This is a genomic window from Streptomyces jumonjinensis (assembly GCF_009600885.1).
GTDB classification, from domain to species: Bacteria; Actinomycetota; Actinomycetes; order Streptomycetales; family Streptomycetaceae; genus Streptomyces; species Streptomyces jumonjinensis.
The window spans coordinates 103,613-127,439 of sequence record NZ_VCLA01000197.1 but is presented as its reverse complement, the minus strand read 5'-3'; the positions used below and the strand labels follow the sequence as shown (position 1 = coordinate 127,439).

Annotated in this window: 24 protein-coding genes and 2 pseudogenes; 4 read left to right on the top strand and 22 right to left on the bottom strand. The window is 67.0% G+C overall.

Annotation, left to right across the window (positions count from 1 at the left end):
- Positions 1 to 187 precede the first annotated feature (187 nt).
- The 17 genes and pseudogenes from FF041_RS34200 to FF041_RS34120 all read right to left on the bottom strand — a co-directional run bounded on the left by FF041_RS34200 (position 188) and on the right by FF041_RS34120 (position 14,809).
- Positions 188 to 562, bottom strand: coding sequence for a DUF6238 family protein (locus FF041_RS34200; RefSeq protein ID WP_153526314.1), 375 nt, complete (start codon positions 560 to 562; stop codon positions 188 to 190).
- Positions 559 to 1,995 carry an ATP/GTP-binding protein gene (locus FF041_RS34195; protein ID WP_323393535.1) on the bottom strand — a complete coding sequence of 479 codons (1,437 nt, stop codon included), beginning with the start codon at positions 1,993 to 1,995 and terminating at the stop codon, positions 559 to 561. The genes FF041_RS34200 and FF041_RS34195 overlap by 4 nt, the downstream gene beginning before the upstream one ends.
- Positions 1,992 to 3,515, bottom strand: coding sequence for an SCO6880 family protein (locus FF041_RS34190; protein WP_153526313.1), 1,524 nt, complete (start codon positions 3,513 to 3,515; stop codon positions 1,992 to 1,994). Before FF041_RS34190 ends, FF041_RS34195 begins: the two co-directional genes overlap by 4 nt.
- Positions 3,515 to 5,239 carry a hypothetical protein gene (locus FF041_RS34185; RefSeq protein WP_228388824.1) on the bottom strand — a complete coding sequence of 575 codons (1,725 nt, stop codon included), beginning with the start codon at positions 5,237 to 5,239 and terminating at the stop codon, positions 3,515 to 3,517. Before FF041_RS34185 ends, FF041_RS34190 begins: the two co-directional genes overlap by 1 nt.
- The gene (locus FF041_RS34180; protein WP_194292290.1) at positions 5,220 to 6,539 is read right to left on the bottom strand and encodes a hypothetical protein; all 1,320 of its coding nucleotides are present in this window, start codon (positions 6,537 to 6,539) and stop codon (positions 5,220 to 5,222) included. Before FF041_RS34180 ends, FF041_RS34185 begins: the two co-directional genes overlap by 20 nt.
- Before the next feature lie 2 nt (positions 6,540 to 6,541).
- Entirely contained in the window at positions 6,542 to 6,880 is a 339-nt protein-coding gene (locus FF041_RS34175; RefSeq protein WP_323393533.1) for a hypothetical protein, read from the bottom strand.
- A gap of 46 nt (positions 6,881 to 6,926) precedes the next feature.
- Entirely contained in the window at positions 6,927 to 7,904 is a 978-nt protein-coding gene (locus tag FF041_RS34170) for a C40 family peptidase (RefSeq protein ID WP_153526312.1), read from the bottom strand.
- 10 nt (positions 7,905 to 7,914) lie between these two features.
- Positions 7,915 to 8,295 (bottom strand): hypothetical protein, encoded by a 381-nt coding sequence (locus tag FF041_RS34165; protein WP_228388823.1) that lies wholly within the window; start codon positions 8,293 to 8,295, stop codon positions 7,915 to 7,917.
- Positions 8,296 to 8,996: 701 nt separating this feature from the next.
- A complete protein-coding gene (locus tag FF041_RS34160; RefSeq protein WP_228388822.1) occupies positions 8,997 to 9,452 on the bottom strand; it encodes a hypothetical protein in 456 nt (151 codons plus the stop codon).
- Positions 9,453 to 9,634: 182 nt separating this feature from the next.
- Entirely contained in the window at positions 9,635 to 10,723 is a 1,089-nt protein-coding gene (locus FF041_RS34155; protein ID WP_228388821.1) for a DUF2637 domain-containing protein, read from the bottom strand.
- A 65-nt stretch (positions 10,724 to 10,788) separates the two neighbouring features.
- A pseudogene (locus FF041_RS34150) lies at positions 10,789 to 11,118 on the bottom strand (DUF6195 family protein); the annotation flags it as partial.
- An 85-nt stretch (positions 11,119 to 11,203) separates the two neighbouring features.
- Positions 11,204 to 11,533, bottom strand: coding sequence for a DUF4326 domain-containing protein (locus FF041_RS34145; RefSeq protein ID WP_153526309.1), 330 nt, complete (start codon positions 11,531 to 11,533; stop codon positions 11,204 to 11,206).
- Complete coding sequence (locus FF041_RS34140; RefSeq protein WP_323393530.1) at positions 11,533 to 12,192, bottom strand: ATP-binding protein; 660 nt, start codon at positions 12,190 to 12,192, stop codon at positions 11,533 to 11,535. The genes FF041_RS34145 and FF041_RS34140 overlap by 1 nt, the downstream gene beginning before the upstream one ends.
- A gap of 61 nt (positions 12,193 to 12,253) precedes the next feature.
- The gene (locus FF041_RS38355) at positions 12,254 to 13,090 is read right to left on the bottom strand and encodes a hypothetical protein (RefSeq protein WP_194292288.1); all 837 of its coding nucleotides are present in this window, start codon (positions 13,088 to 13,090) and stop codon (positions 12,254 to 12,256) included.
- Positions 13,091 to 13,500: 410 nt separating this feature from the next.
- Positions 13,501 to 14,010: a WhiB family transcriptional regulator gene (locus FF041_RS34130; protein ID WP_228388836.1), complete on the bottom strand. Its 510-nt coding sequence runs from the start codon at positions 14,008 to 14,010 to the stop codon at positions 13,501 to 13,503.
- Between the two features lie 92 nt (positions 14,011 to 14,102).
- Positions 14,103 to 14,501, bottom strand: coding sequence for a MerR family transcriptional regulator (locus FF041_RS34125; RefSeq protein ID WP_153526306.1), 399 nt, complete (start codon positions 14,499 to 14,501; stop codon positions 14,103 to 14,105).
- A complete protein-coding gene (locus tag FF041_RS34120) occupies positions 14,501 to 14,809 on the bottom strand; it encodes a transcriptional regulator (protein ID WP_153526305.1) in 309 nt (102 codons plus the stop codon). Before FF041_RS34120 ends, FF041_RS34125 begins: the two co-directional genes overlap by 1 nt.
- Before the next feature lie 362 nt (positions 14,810 to 15,171).
- Here FF041_RS34120 and FF041_RS34115 point away from each other — a divergent pair, with 362 nt between their 5' ends.
- Positions 15,172 to 16,050: a helix-turn-helix transcriptional regulator gene (locus FF041_RS34115; protein WP_153526304.1), complete on the top strand. Its 879-nt coding sequence runs from the start codon at positions 15,172 to 15,174 to the stop codon at positions 16,048 to 16,050.
- A gap of 27 nt (positions 16,051 to 16,077) precedes the next feature.
- Here FF041_RS34115 and FF041_RS34110 read toward each other — a convergent pair whose 3' ends face one another.
- Positions 16,078 to 16,974 carry an amidohydrolase family protein gene (locus FF041_RS34110; protein WP_323393570.1) on the bottom strand — a complete coding sequence of 299 codons (897 nt, stop codon included), beginning with the start codon at positions 16,972 to 16,974 and terminating at the stop codon, positions 16,078 to 16,080.
- Between the two features lie 8 nt (positions 16,975 to 16,982).
- On the opposite strand from FF041_RS34110, the gene FF041_RS40480 reads away from it, so the two are divergent.
- The gene (locus tag FF041_RS40480) at positions 16,983 to 17,162 is read left to right on the top strand and encodes a hypothetical protein (RefSeq protein WP_323393526.1); all 180 of its coding nucleotides are present in this window, start codon (positions 16,983 to 16,985) and stop codon (positions 17,160 to 17,162) included.
- Between the two features lie 9 nt (positions 17,163 to 17,171).
- On the opposite strand, the pseudogene FF041_RS40660 reads toward FF041_RS40480, so the two are convergent.
- From FF041_RS40660 to FF041_RS39740, 3 genes and pseudogenes are all read right to left on the bottom strand, one after another.
- Positions 17,172 to 17,267: pseudogene (locus tag FF041_RS40660) on the bottom strand (hypothetical protein); the annotation flags it as partial.
- On the bottom strand, positions 17,251 to 18,402 hold the full coding sequence (locus FF041_RS34105; protein ID WP_194292286.1) for an MAB_1171c family putative transporter: 1,152 nt from the start codon (positions 18,400 to 18,402) through the stop codon (positions 17,251 to 17,253). The gene FF041_RS34105 and the pseudogene FF041_RS40660, both read right to left, overlap by 17 nt.
- Positions 18,393 to 18,686, bottom strand: coding sequence for a hypothetical protein (locus tag FF041_RS39740; protein WP_228388820.1), 294 nt, complete (start codon positions 18,684 to 18,686; stop codon positions 18,393 to 18,395). The genes FF041_RS34105 and FF041_RS39740 overlap by 10 nt, the downstream gene beginning before the upstream one ends.
- A 544-nt stretch (positions 18,687 to 19,230) precedes the next feature.
- Between FF041_RS39740 and FF041_RS34095 the strand changes: the two genes are divergently transcribed.
- Positions 19,231 to 20,040, top strand: coding sequence for a helix-turn-helix domain-containing protein (locus tag FF041_RS34095; RefSeq protein ID WP_194292285.1), 810 nt, complete (start codon positions 19,231 to 19,233; stop codon positions 20,038 to 20,040).
- A 924-nt stretch (positions 20,041 to 20,964) separates the two neighbouring features.
- Here FF041_RS34095 and FF041_RS34090 read toward each other — a convergent pair.
- Positions 20,965 to 21,876 carry a hypothetical protein gene (locus FF041_RS34090; RefSeq protein WP_153526301.1) on the bottom strand — a complete coding sequence of 304 codons (912 nt, stop codon included), beginning with the start codon at positions 21,874 to 21,876 and terminating at the stop codon, positions 20,965 to 20,967.
- A gap of 741 nt (positions 21,877 to 22,617) precedes the next feature.
- Between FF041_RS34090 and FF041_RS34085 the strand changes: the two genes are divergently transcribed.
- Entirely contained in the window at positions 22,618 to 23,823 is a 1,206-nt protein-coding gene (locus FF041_RS34085; protein WP_153526300.1) for a hypothetical protein, read from the top strand.
- The last annotated feature ends 4 nt before the right edge of the window (positions 23,824 to 23,827 follow it).

The window sequence follows — 23,827 nt, the reverse complement described above, 5'->3', positions numbered from 1 at the left end:
GAGGGCCGGATCTCCGATGCCCGCAGGACTGCACGGGCAGATAGCTGACGCCTGAGCTGCTCCTTCGTGGCGAAGCCTGCGTTTCTCCGCTCCCGGGAGGAACTGATCCACAAGACGATGAGCACCAGACCGCACACGGCGACGACCCCGTAGAGCGCCACTGAGAGGCCAGCGGGCAGGAGGTCCACTACTTCGCCCCCCGTGCTGCCCGCGTGGCCAGGTATCTCATGCGCCGACCGCACAGCCGGGCGAGCGGCGTCGGCGGTTCAGTTCCGCGGGGCGGCGCGGTGTGGAAGGCGGTGTGGAGATCTTCGGCCGCCCGCCAGATGTGGCCGACGGCCGCGCGGACGCGCCCGCCGGCGGCGGACGAGTCCCCGCGATCCAGGGCCTTGGCGAGGTCCGCGCTCGTGCGGGCCAGCTGGAGGTAGGACGCGTAAAGCGCGTCGATCTCGTCGCGGATCGAGGGAGTGGCGGACGGTACGGGTGAGGCGGACATGGTGAGCAGCGGGTCCCTTTCGGTGGTTTCTGGGGCTCGGCGGGCGTGGGTGCTGGTGGCGTTCACTCCAGCTCCGGAGAGGAGCTGGTCAGGTCCGTCATGGCCCCGGATGAGAAGCAGAGGTGCTGTTCGGCCTCGGTAAGAAGGTGCTGGACGGCGGGGTAGATCACTTCGCCGACCTTCCAGAGGGCGATGCCCCGGCGGAGGCGCATGATGTGCTCGACAGTCCAGGACGGCAGTCCGAGCCGGGCGACGGTGTCCTCCGCCTCCGCCTTCTTCATCGAGTAGATGACGACGGTGTCCGCCATCTTCAGCGCGGCCTGAGTCTCCGGGGAGTCGTCCACGTCGCTCAGGTGGTGCACGATGAACACGCAGCTCAGCCCAAGGCCGCGGGCGAACTTCAGGAAGCGCTCCAGCAGCGCCGCGAGCTGAGGGGTCCCCAGGACGTGCCACGCCTCCTCACACACCATGATCCGCTTCCGCTGGGTGTACCTGCGGCAGCCAGTCACCGGATTGGCACCCAGCTCCCAGGCTCCCGAGCGGGCATCGACGGTGGTCCGCTCGTGCTCGCCCGGCCCTGTGCCGCATTCGCAGACCGGCTGTAGCCAGACCTCCTCCAAGAAGACGGAGATGACGGCGACGAGGATGGTCATGGCGACGCCCCCGGAGGGCACCTTGGTCAGGTCGAAGACGATCATGTCCGCGTCCAGGTCAACGCCAATGCTGGTCGGCCCGTCGAGCATGCCGGTCAGGTCGCCGGTGGAGTCGTCACCACTGCCGCAGAGACGGTCGAGTACGTACGAGACCTCCAGTCCGTCGTTGAGCAACTCGTCCAGGCTCCGTCGCTTGGCGGCGGCGTCCGTCTCCTCCGGGTCTCGCAGCGCCGCCGCGACATCGGCGAGGACCGGTGTACGCCCGGTCTCCGCCGAGCGGAGGCGGGCCCTGCGGATGGCGAGCCGGAGTGCCGACCCGGCGAACTCGTCCAAAGGCTTGCCGAGCCCCAGTTCCACGATCGTGCGGACCAGCTCGATCTGTCGCTTGCCCGCGATGGCCGGGTCCATCGGGTTGATGCACGAGGCATCACGCCCGCCGCCGGGGGTGAACTTCACGGGAGCTTTCCCGGTCAGCGAGCGTCCGAGCGCGGCCCACTCGCCCTCTTCCCGTTCCTTCTGCTCCTTCGTGTCCAGGACGACGACCTGTCGGCCCAGTCGGATCTGGCGGGCGGTATAGGTTTTGGTCAGCGAGCTTTTGCCGCGCCCGGTGTCCCCCATGACGATCACGTTTCCGCCGGGCAGCCCGTCGCCGAAGGTGGAGAAGGGGCAGTAGATGAAGGCTTTCCCGCTGTAAAGCTCCCGGCCGATGACGGCTCCGCGTGTCCCCAGGGTGGGCGGTGCGATCGGCAGGTAGAGCGCCTGACTCGCGGTGGTCTCGGTGTGCAGGGGGCGCCGGACGGTCTGATGTGCCGGGGCCAGGAGGTTCAGGTCGAGGGCGCTGGTCACTTGATGCCTCCGGCGAAGGGCAGCGTGTTGAAGAACGCTCGGGCGTGCTCAAGGTCGAGCCACTCGATTCGCAGGTGGGCGCTCCGTGCCCGGGACGCCGCCGTGCGCTTCACCCGCTCCAGCTCTTCCGCACTCCGGGCCGAGACGGTGATGTATCCGACCACGGCGGAGCCGGCCGCGCCCGAGGAGGCCAGGGCCATGCCGCGCGAGCCGGTGGCCGCAGCGGCGATCAGGTCGCGCGGGTCGGCGGTCTTGCCCCGCTGCCGGTCCCGCAGCAGTTCCGCCTGGTTGTTCGTGTCCTCGGCGAGTGCCCGCTCCACGGCCTTGTCGTTCGGTTCGAGGTCCTGGGTGACCGCCACTGTCCTGATCACGTCGGGCATCCCGATGAGCAACGGCGACAGGAAATCCGGTCCGACCGGGGTGGTCGGCCAGGAGACGACCGCTGCCGTGGCGTGGAACCAGCTCTCCGTGGAACCGGCCGCCCTTGATCTCACGTGACCGCCGGACCGGACATCGATGTTCCGGGGGAAGGCATGGGGCCGGGGAAGCGCCGTGTCCCAGACCGGGTGGTCGGGGTCGTAGGCGTTACGGATGAACGCCGTCAGTCGGCGCTCGTCCAGCGGCGCGATGACCGACAGGTCAGCGTCCTCACACCGCGCCCACAGCTCTTCCAGGTAGGCACCCATCGCCGCGGCGATCCCCTCGTCCCCGGTTCCACGGGTCGCCCCGTCGGCGGCCAGGTCCCGGGTGAATTGTGCGTGCGCGGTGACGTAGTAGCGGTGCTCCTCTGCGGAAGTCGAGACCGCCTGAGTCAGGACGTCGTAGGACTCCTTCAGCCACTCCGGCACGCCCCCGGTCGCCGCGGACTGATCCCGCTCTCCGACGAACCGCTGATGCGCGTACGGGTCGGACTTCATCTGCCGCGCGATCACCTGGATCCGCTTGACCGGATGGTCAGCGGCGTTCCCGAAGGCGTCGAGCAGCTCTCCCCATCGCTCCAGCGCGACCTGCTGTTCGCCGACCTCTTTGCCGCCCAACCCCGGGGACGAGACCTCAAGAGTCGCGGTGACGCAGCCGGACTCAGGCTGGAGGACCACGACCGCCTGTTCGCCGCGGACGGTCACGGGAAGCCAGGTCATCCCCGCGATGCCCTCGGGGGAGACCAGAGCGGCGTCCGGCGGCGTACCGTCGCGCTGGACGCCGGCCTCGACGGCCGGGGACACCCAGACGCCGCCCGTCCGTGCGAGCGCGCGGCGGTGGTACCTCTTGATCCGCCACCACCGGTAGAGAGTGCGGCGCTGTACGGTCCCCTTCGGCCGATACGGCAGGTAGACGACGACCAGCGCCAGGAGGATCGGCAGCCCGAGGCCGACCGCGGCGAGCAGGGTCCGCCCGCTGAACACGAATCCCAGCGCGATGCCGAGCGTGGCGCCGGCCCCGAGAGCGACCTGTTCACCAAGGTCCCGGCGGCCCACCAGCCCCGTAGGGCGGTGCTTTCCGAACTGATAGGTACGAGGCATTACTTGTCCTTACCGGTGGACGGCCGCGGGGCGGGCTCATCGTCGGTGGGTCGTGCGGGTGGGACGGGGGGTGTGGACGGGACGGAGCCGGGGACCGTGGACCTGCCGGAGCCGTACGAAGGCGCGGCTGGAGCCGAAGGCGGCGGGGCGATCGGGCCTGCGGAGGTCAGGCCGCTCTCCGCTCCTGCTCCGGGGGCCCCGACGATCGGTGCTGCCGATCCACCATGAGGTCGAGCGGAGGCGGGCATCTCCGCCGGGCTGGGCGTGGCCTCCGGCTCGCCGCCGGAGGGCGTGATCACGGTCGGTCCGGCTGCCGCGCCGTGGTGCGTCGCGGAGGCGGGGACCGATTCCCCGGTGGAGTCGGGGCCGTGTTCCGCTCCGACCGCATTGCCGCCGACCGCTTCCATTCCCTGGGCTCCCGGGGAACTCATGGCCTTGTCCTTGGCCATGTCTGCACCGGCCTTGACGGCCGCCGCCGCCATGCCGACCGGACCGGCCGCAGCAGTACCACCGGAGCCGACTGCGCCCTTCGCGCTCGCCGTACCAGCCTGTTTGCCGACGGCGGCTTTGCCGTCGGCCGGGCCAGCCCTACCTGCTGTCGCTCCCGCGGACTGTCCGCCTCCGACCAGGGCGTCCTGGACATGGGTGTTGATCGCACGGTTGGCGTGTTGCGCCGGTCCATCCACGGCGGACGCGGGGCCCGTGGATTGCAGGGCCTTGCGGTCGTGGTTGAGCTGCATCATCTCGTCACCGAAGACCGGCACCCACTTGTAGATCATGGCGGACGCGAAGACGGCCAGGAACAGGATCAGCGCGCCGACGAGCGTTCGGGAGACGGCGTCCGACCGGCTACCAGTGGAGTCGCTGAGGATGGCGCCGCCGAGCCCGAGCAGGGCGAAGAGGATGGGCTTGCTCATGCCGATAGCGAGGAGGGCCGCGAACCACTTCTTGCTCTTGCCCCAGAGGTCTTTGTCCACCAGGCCCGCGTTCACGACGGGGCCGAGTGCCACACCCACGTAGATCGCGGCACTGGCGATGAGCAGTTCGACCCACATCAGCAGAGCGCCGAACAGCATCACCAGGTTGACGACCAGCAGCGTTCCTACGCCGTCGGTGGGATCGGCTGCCATGACCTTGAGCAGGTTCTCCAAGAAGGGCTTGAAGTTGGAGACGGCGTACGGTTCGAAAACGGCTGCTACGTCGTTGATCGCTGCCATCAGCAACCCGATGGCACCCGGCGTCAGGGCGTTGACGGTGACCGAGAGGGCGAGGAACCCAACCGCCTCACTGATCGCGGTCGTGACCGGGACACCCCGTACCGCGCGCTTCGCCACGGCGACCAGCCACAGGGCCACCGTGATGAGCGAGCTGGCGGCGAAGATGATGGCGTACTGCTTCAGGAAGCCTGCGCCGGTCAGGTCGATCTTGGTGCTGGCCTGGATCAGCTCCAGCATTTCCCGGAGGAACCAGATGTTGGTCTCCACCAGCTTCTGAAGCAGGAAGCCGAGCGGGTCTTGCACGAAGTCGATGGCATCTTTCACCTCACAGACCATCGGGATATGGCAGAACGGGTTGGCGACGGCCGACGGGACGAAGAAGAACCCGATGAAGATCTGGACCGATGCCAGCGTGTACAGCCAGCGGCCCCAGCCCCGACCGTGCCGCCGGGTCGACCGTTCCACAGCCAGCAGGCCGGGCGCGTCCTCACGCAAGCGCAGGCGCATGCTTCTCACCTCCGACCGCGACGAAGCTGTTCGCCGGGGAGGCGGGGACGGTGAGCGCGAAGGACGGCACCAAGGGCTCTCCCGGCGTGACAGCCGTGGTTTTCCAGGTACCGTCAGCCCAGGTCAGGTCCACTGTCATCCGGAGGAAGCCGATCTGGGGGCGCTCCGTCTCGTCGTTCCCCGCGACGCCGCCGATGGAAGCGGTCCAGAGTTCGACGCTGGCGGCCTGGTCCGAGACGCTGATCGACCGTGTCCCGAGAACCGCTGTCCGCGTGACCAGGAGACCGCCGTCGGCGGTCCGGCCGTCCTCACCGAGTGCGCGGTTCTCGACCACCAGATCAGCGGTCGAGTCCGCGTCCGCGGTGACGGTGTCCAGGACATCCGGTGCCGCCGTGGCCTCCAGCATCCGGTGCCGCCAGTCGGCGTCCGCGAAGACCCGAGCGTCGCCGTGAAGCATCGCGGCGCTGGTCGCCGCGGCGTGCGCTCCCCGCTCGTCGCGTCCGTATGCCGATGGGAAGCCGCTGTCCGCCGTCGCTCCGCTGAACACGGGGTTGATTGCGGTGCTGTCGGCGTAGTTGGAGAAGTCGGCCGCAGCGCTGGTCGTCTGTCGGACGTCGATCGGAGCGACCAGCCCGCGGGTGCTGGAAGTCCTCTCCAGTTTCCAGTCGTTGGACTCCCAGATGAGGGAGACGGTCACCGAATGGAAGTCCGCGCGAGGTGGTACGGAGCCCTGAGGAGTTCCCCGTACGGTTGTTGTCCACAGTCGGATCGTGGCCTTGTGGATATCGAAGCCGAGCGTGGCCGCGGAGAGCACACCAGTGCCCGCGACGGTCTGCGACTTCTTCAGCCCCGTCCGGTCGGTGTCGAGATCAGTGCTGGCCTGCTCGACGGCGTGGTCTGCCTGCTTCGTCGCCCCAGCCCGAGATTCCCGGGCCGTCATGACCGACAGGGCACGGTGCCGCGTGTCCCGATCGGTGAGGAACGCGGATGTGCCCGCTACGACGGTGTAGTTGGCTGCTGCGGCTTTCGCGCCGGCCTCGGTTCGAGCGTGACGTGTGGGGACTCCGTGGGCGAGCTTCCCCCGGCGCTCGACAGTGGTGGGGGCCACCGCTGTCGCCGTCGCCGTCGAGGGAGCCGCTCCTGAGGCCGGGGCCGGGGCCTCCGCGGTGATGGGGCCCAGAGCCAGACCGGCAGCGGTGAAGGCGGCTATCGAGCCGACCGCGATTCCCCAGATCCTGGCGCGGGAAGGTCTGACTTCCTCGGCGGACCTACCAGCGATGCTGTGTCGTCGTGCAGGCACGGTCACACACCCATGCCGTAGGTGATGCCGACGATCGTGCCGAGGGAGGCCACCAGGAATATGCAGGCCAGGCCGCCGACCATCATCCCCTTGCCTCGCGAGCTGTCCATGCTGGATTGGCCCTCACCGAACCACCCCTTCGACTTGGCGATGCCGGTGAGGAAGGCACCGACGCCGATGGCGAGCACGATGGCGGCGATCACGCCGAGGACGACCTTCGCGGTGTTCCCGAGCTTCCCGAAGGGGCCCCAGTCGGGCTTCACCCCGGAGACCACATCGGCACCGGCCGCCAGTGTGGTGTGGAGGGTCGGGTCCGCAGCGGCGGCAAGGAGGTTGTGCACAGCAATTCCTTAGTTATGTGGTGAAAAGAGCAGGTTCATGCAGGTATTAGCCGATATGGCGAATGGCGATGATGTCCGCGGTCCACTGGCTCAGGGGGGTGATCTGCACCCGTTTGCCGGTGCGGGGGGCGTCGATGACCTGGCTGTCGCCCAGGTACATGGCCACGTGCTCGGGACCTGCCGGTCCGGGACGGGTGAAGATCAGGTCGCCGGGCCTGAGTTGGGCGACGCTCTTCACGGGAGTTCCGGAGTGGACCTGGCCGTAGGTGACCCGGGGCAGGTTCACCCCGGCGGCGGACCAGGCCATCTGAGTGAGCGAGGAGCAGTCGCAGCCACCCATTGCCTGGTAGGGAGGGACGCACTGGCCGCCCCACTGGTACCAGGTGCCGAGCGCCGTCTTGGCCGCCGAGATGGCACGGGCGGCGCCCTTGCCCCCGGGCAGGTTGGGGACGCTGAGGTCGGCCCACTTCGCGGTCAAGTCCCGAATGCGCTTCACGTAGGAGCGGGTCTCGGCGTACGGAGGGATGCCCCCGTACCGGATCACCGCGCCGCCGCCCGCGTTGTACGCGGCCAGCATGTTGTCCGTGGAGTCGCCGGGCACGTTCCGGACCTCACCGGCGAGGACGCAGTCGTAGTTCGCCTGTGCGGGGATCGCGTCCACGGGGTCGAAAGGGTCCTTGTCCCCGTCGTTGTCACCGTCCATGCCGTACGCGGCCCAGGTGGCGGGCATGAACTGGGCGATGCCCTGCGCGCCGACGGGACTTACGGCCTTGGGGTTGAAGCCGCTTTCCGCGAAGAGCTGGGCGGCCAGGAGCGAGGCTGTGACCTGCGGGCATTTGCCAGCGTGCTTGTTCACCAGCACCCGTACCCACTCGGGCACCGGCGCGTCGGCGGAGAGCCCCCCGCCGGGACCCACCGCCTGCGCCGAGGCACTGCTGCCTCCGCCGAACGTCGTCAGCAGGGTCACGGTCGAGAGGGCCAAGGCGAATATCAGAGCCAGGCCGCCGATTACCGCTTTCTTCATCCCGGTCCCGTCATGACCAGGGCAGCGCGGTGACGCGCCACCCGTCAGGTGTCGGCTCCAGGCGGAGGGCGAGGTGATCGCGTTCCTTCCGGGGAGCACCGGCCACAGGCGTCGTGGTGAGCGTGTAGGCCACCCGGACGAGAGCCGACGTGGCTGTGGGGGGCGGGGCCCCGTCGGGCACGACGACGGAGGTGATCTCGGCGGTGGTGACGGCCTGCTCGGCCCTGAGGGCAGCCCAAGGCGCTGCCTGGCCGGGACGTTCCTGCGGAAGAGCCTTCGCCAGCTCGCCACTGGCGAACTTTGCGGCACGGACCCCGGCGGTGGCGAAGGAGCGGTCTCCTCCGGCGCGGGCATCGTGCTGGACGAAGGCCAGGGTGAACGCCGTCGCCACCTTCGCTACGTCAGAGGGGAGGTCCTGATCTGCGTTAGAGGCAGGGCCGGTCCACGGGGTGGAGGATCGGGGTGTGGGGGCGCTGGAGAGCGATGTCGTCGCCGGGGCGCCGCCGTTCGGAAGTGGCGCGTCGGGCAGAGCGGAGCACCCGGTCGCGGCGGCTATCAGGAATCCAGCAGCGGCTATGGAGCCTGATAGAGCAGGGAAACGGGGGGCATGAGGCATGGGTGATGGGAGCCTTTGGCGCAGAGGAGCAGAAAGGAGGCATGCGGCCCGGATCGCGGGCCAGCACTCCAGTGGAAGCGCGGATCCGAACGCGGGGCCAAGCCCAGAGCGCGTTGCAGACCCGATGAACTCATCGACCGGCAGAAGCCGGGCGGGCAGCCCTGTCCACATCGAGGGCAGGACCGATGATTTCGTTAAAGGGCTTCATGTGCCCTTTCCTCTGCCTGTGGCGAGGACCTGTCTAACCGTTCTTGCTCTGCCCCTGAGAACGGGGCGAGCCCTCGACTCATATCAAGATGGACCACCTCGCTTCGTGATAGCGCTTCGGCAAATGCTCATGTGTCAGGTAGCCGAAATTCGCCACGGGCGACCGGCTGTGCTCAGATCCTTGCAGGAAGGTGCGGAAAATTCGAGCTCGTATCGAATTAGGAAGATTCTTCCATGAATTCAGTTCCGGTAATTAATGCCGTCTCTATTCACGGTCCCGTGCTCGGGGCCGTCAGGTGCTCGATAGCCACCGTCAGCCAGGGCACCGATGGCCCGGAGAGAAGCAGCGGAGCACACACGCTGTAGGAGAGTTCCACCGACAGTTGCTCCGGGGAGGGCACCACAGCGGTGAGGAGGGAGTGGTCGAACGGCAGCCAGACCCCGGTCCCGGCTGGCTTGATGCGGAGGCCGACCGAGGTGAGGACGACCCGGGCGGATGTCTGATCGCGCCACCGTTCCCGGGCGTCGGCCTCAGCAGTACGGTTCCGCCGGGCGGTCAGCCGGGGGTTGGAGACCCAGCGGCGGCCGAAGGCGGGATGGTCCTCGTAGTACCCGGCCGGGCGCGGGTAGGCGACCGGGGTCGCGTAGCGGCGGGCCGTACCGCAGATGCTGTCCGCGTAGGCGATCTCCCCGTGCTCCAGGGGCAGACCCGGTGCCGTTGTCACCGGGAGGCCACCGCCAGCCGTGAGCTGCTTCCTGAGCAGATCTGCGGCGTGTCCACAGTCTGGTGCGCTCTCTCTGGCGGGCTTCCTGCGGAGGAACATGAGCTGTCCTTTCATGACGAGCGCGGCCCGGCCGCCGCGCAGCAGATCACCGTGCGGCGACCGGGTGATACATCAGGCTGAGGTCACCAGAGGTGGCTGGAGTCGTCAGCAGCAGCGGTCGTTGGCTGCCCGACTTTCTCCTCCGCTCGGAGCAGCACGAGCAGCTCGCCGAGACGGTCATTGCTGATCGGCTGATGAGCGCGGACCGCTTCCGCGACTGCGGACCGGCTGATCCGGCCCGCCCGGCGGGCGGCCTCGCGCGCGAGAGGCAACAACTCCACCAGGGACTCGTCCACCAGCTCCCGGTCCGCAGGGGGACGTCCGTCCGGGACGGGGACCGAACCGGCACCTGCGGGTGACTGATCCTGAGCGGAATCCGGCGAGTGGACGTCCGGACCAGCACCTGGAGTGGCAGTTCGGTCCGCAGGATCGAAGCCGTCCGGACCGTGCTCCGGAGACCCCTCGTCGGTGCCGCGGACCGTAGGCTCACGGTGCTCACGAACTGCGGACGGATCCCTTTCCCCGTCCGCGGGGTGACCCGTCGCAGGGGCATCCTGTGCCATCAGACCAGCCCAGGACCGGTCCGTCCCCCCACCATGCCGCCCGCGAGCCTGATACGGGCCGATGGTGCTCCCCCGGCCGGCGGAGCCCGGCGGCATTCCGGCCGGGGCTGTTCGTTCCGGGGCAGATGGCTCGCCGCCGTTCCCCTCAAGAGATTCGCGGACCGGTCCGCTGCTGGTGCCGGACCGGTCCGGGACGGACGGTTCCCCGGTGCGGGTCACCACGATGAAGAGGTGGACTGAGCCGCCCAGAGCCAGAGGCGCCAGGGTGGACAACACCCCGACCGCAGTGTCCCCGAGGTAAAGCGCGGACGGTCCGTCCGGAGGATTCTGGTTGAGGGTGACCGCGTGCAGCACGTTGGCCCAGATGCTCGCGCCGGTCGCCGCGAGGAAGAGGAACCAGGCATACAGCCGGGCACCGAAGGCCCGGTTCCGTAGCAGCACAAGTGCCCTGACGCCGTAGGCGATGAACCCGTCGATGAAGACCGGGAAGAGATAGCTGAGCGCTGGCCGGGCGTGGATCGCGATGGCCATCTCGCGCAAGGCGTCGTACGAGAAGGCGAAGCCGGCCGCGCCCAGGAGGACGATCGCGGTCGAGTCCCATCCGGTCATCCGCGCGAGGTCGAGGCGTCGCGGCCGTCCCGGTGAAACGGTGGGCTCTATGAGGCTGCCATCCATCAGAGCGTGCCGCCGTTCTGCGGGTTGATGGCCGACCAGACTGGAGTGTGCGACAGCAGTCGGCCGAGCTGCTCCAGCGATGTCACATCCTCGATCCGTTGGTTCGGGCACGACATGCACGAGACGCGGAGGGCAATCCGTCCGGCCTCCTCGGTGCCGCTGTAGTGAAGCTCCAGGTGCTGGCCGGTCACCGTGTCGAGCGAGGCGACAGCCTGAAGGGTTTCGTCGAACGGCAGCAACCCAACGACCTCCCACGTCAGCGAGCGTGCGTCGTCGCCAAGGACGCGGTGGGCGTACGCCGTGGCGGCGGCGACCGACCGCGGTTCCCAGGTCCGGAACGCCTTCTCCGCGCCGTGGTCCGCTCCTCTTCGGCCATGACGAGCTGCTTGGCGGCAGCGAGCATGAGGGGGTGGGTCATCGGGTGGTGCCTTTCAGGAGAGGGGAGTCATGGTCGGGGTCGTTGGCGAGTCGGAGCAGGACATCGGCATGGCAGGCAGTTCCCGGTGGACAGGTGCACACCAGGTCGAGCCCACGGAGGGTGGCCGCGAAGTCGGCCGCGTACCGCTGGCCGATCGGCCCACGCAGGGTGGCGGCGAAGAGGTCCACGGCATCCCGCGCGGTCAGGAACCGCTGTGTTGACGGGCTGGGGAAGCCGGGCCGGAACGGGTTGTCGTACCGCGTGCCGTGCCCGACGAATACCGACCGCCCGGCGAGTCCGGAGGCTCCGCAGAGGCGTTTCGGCATCAGGCGGCTCTCCGGACTCGACGCCGATCGGGTCCCACCATGGGGACAAGCGCCGTCACCATCTCGGCGAGTCGGCTGGCGACCCGGTCCCCGACGAAGTCGGTCAGGTCAGGCCCGTCATCGCTCCGTGCTGGCAGGTTCGAGGTGATGATGGTCGGGAGGCACTGGTTGTAGCGGTGGTTGAGCAGCCGGTACGTGATCTCCTCCGTCCACTCCGTGACCCGGGTGGTGCCCAGGTCGTCCAGCAGGAGAAGCTGCACCTCGCACAGGCGCTTCAGCTCCCGCTCCGAGGCCCCGGACGTTGGCGACGGACGCAGGCTCCCGTACATATCCGCACTGGTCACGGCGATCACCTCGAACCGCTGAGGCCCGCCGAGGGCGATCCGGCGGAGCGCTCCGTAGGCTTCCCTGGTCTTCCCGGTGCCGGTCTCGCCGACCAGCAACAAGGCCCCCGCGGTCTCCGGCTCCGCAAGCACCCTGTCCGCCCACGCGGCGGCCTCGGGGACCGAGATGTCCGCCGCCTCGAACCGACGAGGGGCTGCGGCGGCCCACCGGTTCAGGGCGTACTGGACACGAGCCTCCCGGTGCCACTGAGGGTCACCCGGGCCCGCGTCCGGAGCCGTATCCGACACCGACTCCAGCCGGATTCCGCGAGACACCAGAACCCGCTCCATGGACCGCATGGCACCGGCCTCACCCACTCGATGCAGAGCAGCCATCTCAGAACCCGTTCTCGTAGACGCTGGAGTTCACCGGATTCCGGTAGGTCCGACGCCCGCCGTCGGGCCGGAGCGGAATCACATTGCTGGCCACGCCCGACAGCCGGACGGGCAAGTCGTCCCAGACGCGCAGCAGGTACCGGGCCGAGCGCGGAGGCTGTGCCGAGTTCCAGCGCCGAGCGGCCAGATCCACCAGGGGCTCCGGCCCCCAATGAGCCGAGAGAGCTGTTACCCGATCCCATTCGGCGTCCGAGAGCCGCCAGCTCACGAGCATCCCGGCGTTCGTGAGCGCCGCTACAAGCTCTTGAGCACCGGCAGGAATGTTCACTGGTCCGTCCTGCTTCGGTGCGCTCGATCGCTGACCGGCTGACGAGTCAGCTAGCGAGCTAGCTTGCTTGGGGTTGTTGATACTCCCGTAGGGAGTATCAACAACGCGTGCGCGTGAGGACCTCGTGGTTCCCTGAACTGAGTTCCGACTATCCGTATTCGGACCTTCAATGTGGGAAGCAGATTCAGGGAACTCTGTTCCGTCAAAGCTGCTTGAGGATCCAGGTTCCGTAGCCTCATGGTCACCCGAAGCGATCAATAGAATCGAGTAACTGTTTGGATTGGCGGGGCCGCCGCCCCTCCGGTAGGTGATCTCGCCCAGCCCGATAAGGTCTTTCAGGCATTTTGCGATTGCGCGGCCGGTAAGCCTGGTAAGTTCTGCGATCTTGTGTACCGGGAGGATTGCTCGGCCGTTGTCGTCGGCTTCGCGTGCCAGGGCCAGGCGGACCAGGCGGGCACCACCGTTGGATCTTGAGAGACTCCACACGCTGTCGGTCGCGGCAGTGCTCATCGGGTTGCCTCCCCGGCCGTTGATATGAAGCGCTCGGGGGAGAGACCGAAGGTTCGATCGTCTTCGGGTACGTACCCGCGCTGTGTCGGTTCCGGGGTCCGGTAGAGGCTTTCTGACGGCATGTGAAAGTCGTGGGCGCGTCGCCAGTCGGCGACATCATGAAAGTGACTACGAAGCATGCGAGCGACTTTTATATCCGCCTCCTGGTCAACATGCAGGCGGTAGAAATCACTGCCGAAGAGTCGTGTGCTGCTGATGGGGCCATACGGTGTTATCCGAGCCAGGACGGCAGCCGGTGCGAGCTCTCGGAGGGCCAAGCAAATCCTTGAGGAAGGCGGCCTTATGGGGCTGTTTTGAGGCATGGTGAGGCTTCCCGAAAAAGAAGTAAGAGAGTGTCCGGGGCGGCAGGGTCAGCCGGCGGGGGAAGAGGAAACGGAGGATGGCACTTCCATCCCGTGCTTCTTCCGGTGCATGCGGGCGAGCTTGAGCAGGTAGTCGCGGGGGACTCCGAGTCCACGCGCTACGACCTCTGGGTCCAGAGATCGATCACCTGCGAACCGGGCGATGACCTCGCGGCGCTCGTGCTTGCCGAGAGGCTTGTAGGTGCCGCTCAGTACCGCTGAGACCGCCGCAGGATCGATGCGCCGAGACCACGCTTTGCGGAGCCCTTCGCGTTCCGCTGCCAGCAGCCCCGCCCGGATGCCGTGCCGCTCGTCGTGTTTGAGCGAATCGACCAAGCACCGCGCAGCCACCGGCAGGGGGCAGGCCGAACAGATTCTCAGAGAGCGACGGGCCGCTTCTCCCTCGGCGTGCCGCACATAGTCCGGATTCTGGGTCATGTCATCACTGGGCAGGACGAAGAATTCCGGGTTCTCTCCCACGCACCGGGCCCCGTCAGCCCAATGCTTTCCAGGGGCCATGGCCGCCTGCCGAAGCAGGGGAGCCCAGTCGTCCTGCCGAGCTGAATTCGTGAGATTGCGTATGTCAGGGTTCATTTTCACGGAAGGACTACTCAGCTTCGGCGGCGCGAGCGAGGCGACGGCTTCAACGTCTCATTCCAAGATGAATCAGAAGCCCTGTTGTCTTGCTCTTGAGGGCCTACGAAATGCATTCTGGAAATCGAGTTAAGGTCGTCCTCTGTGAACTGGACGAATTTTCCGAGTTTCCTGTGCGGTAGCGTAGAAATTCGCTCGCGGAGCCACTTCTCCGGGATGTTCAGTCTCCGGGCTGCTTCTTCATAACCGACGTGAAGGCGGGGCTCGGGCGTCTCCGCCCCGGGCAGGGCCCCCAGGAGCTGTCCGAGCTTCTCCGGGTCACCGAGCAGGCGCAAGAGGGCGGCCAGGCCGCGAAGTTCAGATGAGCCTGCGCCGAGATCGGCGGCAAGGGAGTCGGCGGAGAGCGCGGTAGCCATCACGCGCTCTCCCCGCTCAGGTGGCCGGTGCGCAGGTTGAAGGTGCGCGGACTCTGCCAACCGGCGTCCGGGTAGGTCCGGATGATCCATCGGGCGGCAGCGAGGGCACCGGCCCTGGTGATCGGGACCGCTCGCCCGGCCTTGTCCACGGCCGTGAGCTTGAGGTGGGGCCAGAGGCTCCGGGGGCCGAGGAGCCGCACCTTCATGGTCTCCGCGCAGGGGAACATGCTGGACAGCTGGGCCGCGAGGCGCTGGGATCGGATCGACGGCTCTTCGTCGATCGATTTGTCATGGACCGCATGGGACATGCGAAACTCTCCGTGCGTAGTAGCCGCTCCGGATACGCCCCTGCTAAGGCCCGGAGTGGCTGGATCGATCGGTCGCCGCGCTCTGCTGGAGCTGGCGATCGTTGTGCTGTTCGGCGCCCGAGAGCGGCTAACTCCCGGGCGCTGAATGCTGTTTGGGGCGAGACCGCCGCGCTACCGGTGGCCACCGCCGCCCCGTCCGCCCGCGACGCCCAATAGGCCGGGCGAAAACACGTACGAGGTCGAAGAGGGAGCGGGTGCTAAGCGCCCCTTCGTTCGCTAAAATGAAGCTATCCCATTTTCGGAAACCGGTCAACAAACTGAAGTTTCCTTGGCTTAGACAACACGGATCGAGGTTCGGGCCAATGGCTCCTCGCAGCTTCGACGGACACCGCGTGCGCGAGGTCCGCCGCGCCGCCAACCTCACGCAGAGCGCCCTGGCGACGAGGATGGGGGTGGCTGACGCAACCGTTGCGGGTTGGGAGACGGGGCAATCGGCCCCCGACGGAGAGAAGCTGCCCGCGCTGGCCGCGGTTCTCCAGCGGGGCCTGGACGAGCTGTTCCCCCGGGAGGGCCTGCCAGATCTCGCTGACCTCCGGTGCGACGCCGGATACTCCCAGTACGAGACGAAGAAGCTGATCGGCACCAAGAGCGCCGGCCCTGTTGCGAACGCGGAGCGGGGTAAGCGGCCCCTCAGTTCAGGGTTCGTCCAGCCGCTGGCGGAGGCGTATGGCGTGAGCGCGATCGAGTTGCTCGCCGCTCAGGAGCGCTCCTTCGGGAACGACGTGCCGGCCCCAGCGCCGCCGTCCCCCTCGCCCGGTACCGATCTGCCAGCCACCCTCGGCGAGAAGATCAACTATCTGCTGGAGCACTCGTACCCCGGCGATCAGAAGCCGCCAGGGAACGCCGAGATCGCCCAGGCGGTCAACGCCTACGCCGGTGCGACGGTCCTCTCTGAAGGAGACGTGGACGACCTCCGCTCCGATGCCACGGAGACCGTGACGCCGATCGTGCGCGAGGGGCTCGCCGACCTCTTCGGGGTGGAGGACCTCTACTTCCAGTCCGACGAGGCTGTGGCAAGGCAGGTGATCGAGGGCCTGCGGTTCCTGGCGGCAGCTCGCAAGGGGAACGTGCTCCGAGTGGGCGCCAGAGGTCTGGGACCGGAAGGGATCCCGGAGGAGGTGCTCGCCTTCCTCAACCAGGTGGTGGAGGAACTGGAGGAGAAAGAGCTGCCCGGAACCTAGAAGGTCCCGGGCAGCTCAACGGATCTCCTACGACTGTGCCGGGTGGTGATGTCGCCCAGCGGCGACCACCGTCCGTACGTCACCGAGCCGGCCTAGGTCATCGAGAGGATCGCCGTCCACCACCAGGAGATCGGCGCTGTAGCCCGGGGCCAGCCGCCCCGTGTGCCCGCCGAGGCCGAGAGCATCGGCTGCTTCCGCGGTCGCCATGGCGATGACACGGTCCGCGGACAGGCCCAGGTGATCGTAGAAGCCGAGGCTCGACACCAGGCCGTCGAACCCTGACCTCTGCACCCCGGCATCAGTACCGGCGATCAGTCGGACCCCGGCCTCCGCCATGTACCGGATACCGGCGATCATGGCTTCCGCTCTCTCCGCGCCGAAGAGCTGCGGGAGCATCCGCCAGTGTGGGCTGACGGTCGGGCAGACCCGGATGCCGCGATCGATGATCGTGGTCAGCACATCGTCCCGGACCTTGATCGTGCCGTCCTCGGACATCCAGGTGCAGTGCTCGATGGTGTCCACGCCCGCGTTCACCGCCGCGATGATGCCCTCGGTCCCATGGGCGTGGGCCGCGACCGGGAGGCCCGCCGCACGGGCCACCTCCACCACGACCTCCAGCTCCGCCGTCGAGAACTGTGTCTCCCAGGGGCGGGGTCCGCCCGGGGTCAGTCCGCCGCCCGAGACCATCACCTTGATGACCCGCGCCCCGGCCGCGGCATTGCGCCGCACCTGGCGCCGAATCTCATCGGCCCCGGACGCCTCGCCGCCGAGGAACCAGCAGTGACCGCCCGGCGGGGTGATCGGGGCGCTGGCGGAGACGATCCGAGGCCCGCGGGCGGAACCCTCCGCGATCTCTGCCGCCAGCCGGAGCGCGAGACCGTTCCGGTCCCCGAGGTCCCGCGCCGTGGTGACACCGGCGTCCAGCAGGCAGAGTGCCCGCTCCCCATGGCACCCAGCAGCTCGTCATCCACCTGGTTCTGGAGGCTGGCGACCGGCTCCGGACCACCGTCGAAGCACAGGTGAACGTGTGCGTCGATGAGGCCCGGCAGCAGCGTCCCGCCCGGGAAGGACAGACGCCGGGCGCTTTCCGGAGCAAGTGGCTCGACTTCTGATCGAGGGCCTACGGCGACGATCGTGGAACCACGGACGAGGACCGCGCCGTCCGGAACGGTCTCTCCAGCAGGCCCAATGAGGACCTGGTCAGCGCTGACCAACATGCTCGGCAACCTCTTCCCGGGTACGGGGCACCTTCCGCACGGCATCCGACAGCAGGCAGAGCTGCCCGCGGTCGGCCGTGCGATCTCGATCCCGCACGATCTCCAGCAGAGCACCAGGTTCTCCGCCTTGGTCGGCGACTGCCTGCCGAAGCACAGCCGCCGCCCTCTTCACCGCCGGATCGGAGGTGCCATCGGCGCCATCGGCCGCCATATACGGGGCCAGGTGGACCAGCCCGTCCCGGCATTCCACGACCCGCCGGTAGTAGCGACGGCGGACACCGCGGAGCCCTCGGCGCTCACCCCACGACGGGGTTCCGCCGTCGAGCACCAGGTGCGGGAACGCCTCGGCGATCAGCGTCCACAAGGGCTCCAGTCGCCCGTACGCCCGCCGCTGGACGAACCACAGGCGGCATGCCGACGCCCGGGTGCGTACCCCGGGGTAGGTGACGCCGATGAAGAAGAGGAAGATCGACACCATCAGGACACGGGCCACCACGTTCATTAGGTCCAGCGGGACATGCCCGCCCTGCGACCGGATGACCACGAAGCCCATCCGGACCAGCGACGAGGCCGCCATGGCGAACATTCCGATCGCAGCCATCCACAGCCCGGTGGAATGTGGACGTTTGGAGACCCGGGCATACCGCCGGGTCCATACGCCGGCCACCGCCAGCGCGTACGCGAGATAGAAGCCGCCCGCGAAGTAGAAGACGGCGACCTGCGGAATGGTCATGTCCAGGGTGGAGAAGCTCCCAGCGAGAGCCGTGTGGTCCACCGTCTTCGCGGCAACGGTCATCGTCGCGGCGACGACCAGGACCACGACGGCTTCCCGCTTCGCTCGCCGACGGCTGACCGCTTCGTTGGCCGCGGAGTCGAGGTAGAAGAGCATCAGGAAGTAGACCGTGGCCAGCAGCAACAAGTTCTGCATCAGCTTGGCCATGCCGTGCCCGGCGATCCCGTCGAAGCCGGATGCACCGCCTGGCATGGCAAAGGGGTACGAAGCCGCCGCCGACACCAGGCACGCGGTGATGGCCCGCAGCGGCCTGTCGCCCGGAGCCCGCGAGAGCTGGTACGCCTTCCAGGCGACAGCCGCCCCGAGCGCGGAGAGAAAGACGATCACCACGGTTACAGCCACCCCTGCCGATCGCCGAGCGCCGCGTGAATCCGCTGGACCGAGGGGTCTTCGGAAGGAGGTGTGGACACCTCATCGAGGACCGAGGCCCACTCCATGATGATCGTCGCCACGAGTTCCGCTTCCCGTTCCTGGTCCGAGTCGTACGAGCACCGCTGGAGCACCCGGCGTACCGCCGACGGCTTCAGGCCCGGCAGGGCCGTTTCGAGCTGAGCTGACAGTCCCGGGCCTTGATGGTTGGCCAGGATGTGGCCGACCTCGTGGAGGACGATGTGGTCCTGGTGCAACGGGGTCGTCTCCTTCTGGAAGACGATCAGGTCTGCTCTAGGCGTCTCGCACCAAAGACCAAGGGGGCCGGGCGTCGGCAATGCGACCGCCCGAAGTTCGATGTGCCGTCCCCGAATCCGCGAAAGTGCCGCACAGAACGACGGGACACTCAGGGGAGGTTGGACATCTAGGGAGCGGAGCAGGAGCCGAATTCGTTGCTCCAGCATGCGCTCTCTGACGCGTCGTTTGCTGTTCGGGATGGTCCCGCTTGTACGGAGGGCTTCTCGCCGGGACGCGAGGGGTTTCCTCGCTATGCCAGGAGACAGCTTTGGATCGCTTTTTCGCCACCACATGACTGGGTAAGTCCTCGGGGGTGATCATGGTCAATTGCCGGGCCATCTTGCCCAGCCACTAGTGCCACTTTCCGTGGCACTAGTTGAACGTTGATTAACTTGAAGGTCTTGACGCTCGATTGGCCCTCGTGCATCGCGTACGGGCCGAAGATGTTGATACTGGGACATGTCTATCCAAACTCGTGCCGGAATGCGAGATAGGCGGGGTCTGATGAGTGATCAACACCACAGGGCAAACGGTTCAGGCGCTAATGACCTGGGGATCTTTCTCGCACACTGGCGGGCTCGGATGGACCACCGGCGTATCCCTGGGATCGATGGCGGCCGTAGACGCCTTAAACCCGGGCTGACGCAGAACGAGACCGCTCAGCTCGCAGGGGTCAGTAGTGCGTGGTACCGAGAACTGGAGAGCGGGAGCGAGCGGCGTTTCTCTGACGAGTTCCTGCACAAGCTCGCTGGGGTCCTTCGGCTCGACGCGGACGAGCGTTCCGCGCTGTTCCGCCTGGCCGGGAACACCCCTACGCCGTGGCTAACGGCTCCCCAGGGGCCCATCGGCGAGGACCTTAGAACCATCATCGACCGAATGCTGCCGTCTCCCGCCTACGTCTCGAATCTCGTCTGGGATGTGCTTGCCCACAACAGCCCGGCGGAGGACGACTGGTTTTTCTGGGTTGGCTACGAGCGCAATTTCATGCGCTTTGCCTTTCTGTATCCAGAAGCGCGAGAGATTCTCGTCAACTGGGAAAAGGACTGGGCAGCACCTTCCCTCGCCCAGATCCGCTTCGCCATCATCGCGCACCCTGAATCTGTCGAGCTCCAGCAGCTCCGCGACGAGATCCTAGACGGCAGCCCCGAGGCCCGAGAGCTGTGGAGCAGCCAGCGAAACCGGGCCCATCCCTACGGGGACGTTCGCCGTCTAAGGTCCCCCGAACATCCGGGCCGGGAGGCGGAGGTGCGTATCACGGCTTTCTCCCCGCTCGCCAACTGCGACTTGCGGCTCGTTATCCTCTTGCTCGTCTAGCCGTAGAATTGCAGGGGATGGTTCGATGGTAATTCACTTGCCCCGGGATTCTCTGGTGAGTAAATAAGCCGTTGCCGATTCGATGTGGCATCTGGACAGTTGGAGCCGCATCTTGGGAATTCTGACGGTGCAGGGTGGAACTCTGTCCGCTACCGACTGCCTGAACGATTTCCCAACACAGAGTAGTCGCCCAAACTCAGAGTAGTCGTGCGACTGCGGAATATTCAATGGACTTGTGTATTGGGTTTCAGGTGGCAACGTTCTGAGTGTGCGGAGCGCGAGTTCCATCGCGTAGGATGTTGTGCGCTGACGCACCCTCATGATCCCCAGCAGTCACGGCTGTTGGGGACTCCGTCTCCGGCCCGCTCGGAGGTGCCGGTGAGGGGAAGGAAGCAGTGGTGGAACAGGATGACGACGGGCGACACAAGTGGACCCCACCCGAGAAGTGGGGGTTACGGGTTGCTGTGGTTGCCGCCGTCTTTGGTGCTGCCGCGTTTGCGGTGCAAGTCGTTCAGATGATCTGACGGCGAGCACGACAGAACCGGAGGGACCGGACTTACTCCGCATATGCGGAAGGCCCGGTCTATGGATGATCGACCGGGCCTGTTGACCGCACGAGAGGCCCGGATCAGTGGTCCCTGATTCGGGTCTTCTCGGTTCCAGAAGGGCTGACCCCTCCCAACATCTAGAACGGTACCAGATTTGGCGCGCATATCCTTTAACGGATTCCTGAAAGCGCAGGTCACAGGCCCGTCAGTAATATCGGTGACCTCTAGCGGTCGATCATGTGAGTCGATGGCTTAGCGTGACGAATGCTGTGCGATCAGCAGCCGCATCCTCGCCATTCTTCTCGGTGCTGGCCGCTGTCATCGCAAGGCACTAGCTGTGTTCCGGTCGCTTGGCGACGATGGTTGCCGAAAATGCTCACCGTAGCCGGGCTCGTGCCCGCGCCTCTGCCCGCTGAAACGCCGGTCTGGCCAGGCCCAGCGTGTTACCCAAGACGGACTCGAAGCCGCGCACGTGTTGCCGAGCGGCCTGCTCTTGGTCGTCGGGCATCTCGAAGATGTCGGCCAGGGGTCCGGCCTGGGCCTTCCAGTCGAGGCGGACCGCTTGATAGCCCTCCCAGTTCCGCCGGTGCTCCTCCCGGGCATGCCGCAGCACTGCTTCATCGACCGACTCGATCGCCAACCGCTGGTTGACCTCGAAGGCCAGTTCCCACATGGCGACCACCTGGTCCGTCGTCATCGGTGCGGCGGCCGGGCCGACTCCGCGGACGATCTCGGCCAGGCCCCGAGACCGCCACGGGCTGGCCACGGTGCTGAGGGCATCGGCCAAGGGGTCCCAGCGGGGGTTCCGCGACTTTTCTCCGGCCCGGATCCAGGCCGCAGCCACTTGCCGCTGGCCGGGGGTCGCCAGGGGGTGTGCGAACTGCTCCACGACCTTCCGCGCGGTTTCCCGCCGACGCCCATCGGATCCGACGCCGGCACTCCGGGCGTAAGTACGAAGCGCTCGCCGGGCCTGTGAGTCCGTGACCACCGTGTCGTCGGTGCACCACATGAACAACACGATCGGGATCATGGTGTGACGGGGGACCCGGGGTAGCGCGGAACGAAGCCGAGCGCGGTTCAGCTCGTAGAACAGGCGTCGCTGGGCTGGCGGGAAGATACGGGCGTCGCTGCCCCGCTGGGTTGACTTCCTGTGGACCGGGGAGGCGAGCAGCCCGACTTCCACATAGTCGGTGATCGCGCGCCTCGTGTAGCTGATGCCCAGCGCACGGGCGTCATCCACCAGGTCGTCAGCCGTGCCAGCCGGCCACCCGTCCTGCCAGTCCGTCATGGCCTGGAACTTACACCGGGATCGGTCCTCTCCGGACGGGATTTCCCGACCCGGCTGGCACAGAGTGAGGAGGACAGAAGAGGACCCTCACACCGCACCTTCTGGCGGAGTCGGCGGTGTGAGGGCTGATACCCCTAGGAGGTTTCGTGTATCACCGTACGCGCCGTCCAATCCGGCGACGACGCCCTGAGCCTCGGCGGTCAGCTCCCCGGAGGCAGGCGATCGTGGACCTGTTCAAGGTCAGCGCGGGAGCTGCTGTGGGCACCGCGACTGCTGCTGCGGTCAGCTTCTTGCTGAAGGTGCTCTAAACGATCGCCTTGACCGTATCTGAGCGGCCCTGAGTTCGGAGAATTCTCCTCGTGCACCTGGCTAGACCTCCGCAGGCTGATGGTTTGCAGCTTTGCGCCGCCAGACGGGCAGTAGGAGCCATAATCTGGGGGCGTTTGAGCCCTCGCTACGGCACGGGATTGGCGGTTGCGAACGACTGCGGACCCGTGTGGACACGTCCACACGGGTCCGTGGCCGAGAGGGATCGAGCGGGATCCAGGAGGATCCAACGGGGGTGTATGTCCGGGTTCCCGGGCGTTTTCGCAGGTCAGGAGGGTAACGATTTTGGGTTCGACTCCCCTAGGCTCCACAAGATCAGACCCCCTCTGACCTGCGTGAACGTGGGCCAGAGGGGGTCTTTCGTCATTCCTGGCGGGCACGCAGTGGGCACACCGGCTCGATTGCGGTCTCTGTGTGGCATGCATCGAAACCGGAGAGCGAACCGCTGGAGAGTCCTCGTACATCGTGCGGTGGCGAGCCGGCGGGGCACGGACGGGACGACGCGAGTCCGAGACCTTTGAGGACCTGACGGCTGCCGAGCGGTTCCGTGATCTGGTGAATGGCGACGGTCAACATTGGCCGCCGGGCTGGATCCGTGGCCAAGGGTTTGTCGCCGACCAACGCCGGGCGGAGACCGTGTTCGAGCCGTACGCCCTGACATTCATCGACCGGCTCACCGGAGTCCAGGGCGACACCAAGGCGAAGCATCGGAAACTGGTCACCGTGGCGGCCCGGGAAGTCTTCTTTGCCCGGCGTCAGCACGCCCAGGACGTCGCCAAGCAGTGGAACGACGACCGCGCGGAGACGATCACAAAACTGATAGAGGCTGGCTGGACGGAGGACGAGGGCAATCGGGTCCGTGCAGTCGGACCGGAGGAACGCGAGAGACCGGCGGGTGGGGGAGGCGCCTGGACCCGGAGGCCGGCCCGCCAGTTCGTCCACCACCAGGTGGCGTACCCGGACGGCACCCTGGCCTACGAGCCCGAGCCTTTGAGCAGTCTGTGGGTCTGGGAGTTTGAGACCGACTTCTACACGGCCAAGGCCGCCCAGATGCGTACGGAGTTCCGGCCGGGTCCGGACGCGCGCACGGAGGCGTACGCCCGGGGGGATCAACAAGGAGGCCGTCTCCCGGACATTCGAGGAGGCGTGCACGCAGGCGCGGGAGGTGCGCGGGCAGACCCCGTGTCTCGACCTGCTGCGCAGTATCGGCTCATGGGGTCCCGCTCGTGCGGTTGGCACATGCGGTGTCTCGATACCGTCCGACGTATCAATACAGAGACTGGGCGGACCATCCAGCAGGCGGTGGATCCCGCGTGGGCTGCCGTGGCGGCCGGAGCCGCCCGCTGTCAGACGCCCGATAGCCGGTCTGCATCGCCAGGTGATTACTGCGGGCAGGTATCGGGGGAGAAGTCCGTAAGGCCCACTGTAACGGTCTGCCTTGATCTCACCACCTGCGGCATGTTATCTCGCAAGAAATTGGCGGAAAAAGATTGCTATGCCGATCGCCAATCACGCCGTGATTTCGTATGGATCCACCAGGTACTTCATGGAGGAAATCTTGGCCGATTCTTCACTGGCAAACAGCGCAGGGTGAATGCATCTGCCTTGAAGGCGCCTTGACATC

What these genes read in the sequence shown, in the direction of transcription:
- FF041_RS34115 (WP_153526304.1), top strand. Translation starts at nt 15,172, where the DNA reads ATGGCTCCTCGCAGCTTCGACGGACACCGCGTGCGCGAGGTCCGCCGC.
- FF041_RS34170 (WP_153526312.1), bottom strand. Translation starts at nt 7,904, where the DNA reads ATGAAGAAAGCGGTAATCGGCGGCCTGGCTCTGATATTCGCCTTGGCC.
- FF041_RS34095 (WP_194292285.1), top strand. Translation starts at nt 19,231, where the DNA reads ATGAGTGATCAACACCACAGGGCAAACGGTTCAGGCGCTAATGACCTG.
- FF041_RS34185 (WP_228388824.1), bottom strand. Translation starts at nt 5,239, where the DNA reads ATGCGCCTGCGCTTGCGTGAGGACGCGCCCGGCCTGCTGGCTGTGGAA.
- FF041_RS34155 (WP_228388821.1), bottom strand. Translation starts at nt 10,723, where the DNA reads ATGACCGGATGGGACTCGACCGCGATCGTCCTCCTGGGCGCGGCCGGC.
- FF041_RS34190 (WP_153526313.1), bottom strand. Translation starts at nt 3,515, where the DNA reads ATGCCTCGTACCTATCAGTTCGGAAAGCACCGCCCTACGGGGCTGGTG.
- FF041_RS34125 (WP_153526306.1), bottom strand. Translation starts at nt 14,501, where the DNA reads ATGGCTACCGCGCTCTCCGCCGACTCCCTTGCCGCCGATCTCGGCGCA.
- FF041_RS34120 (WP_153526305.1), bottom strand. Translation starts at nt 14,809, where the DNA reads ATGTCCCATGCGGTCCATGACAAATCGATCGACGAAGAGCCGTCGATC.
- FF041_RS34145 (WP_153526309.1), bottom strand. Translation starts at nt 11,533, where the DNA reads ATGCCGAAACGCCTCTGCGGAGCCTCCGGACTCGCCGGGCGGTCGGTA.
- FF041_RS38355 (WP_194292288.1), bottom strand. Translation starts at nt 13,090, where the DNA reads ATGAGCACTGCCGCGACCGACAGCGTGTGGAGTCTCTCAAGATCCAAC.
- FF041_RS34130 (WP_228388836.1), bottom strand. Translation starts at nt 14,010, where the DNA reads ATGGCCCCTGGAAAGCATTGGGCTGACGGGGCCCGGTGCGTGGGAGAG.
- FF041_RS34090 (WP_153526301.1), bottom strand. Translation starts at nt 21,876, where the DNA reads ATGACGGACTGGCAGGACGGGTGGCCGGCTGGCACGGCTGACGACCTG.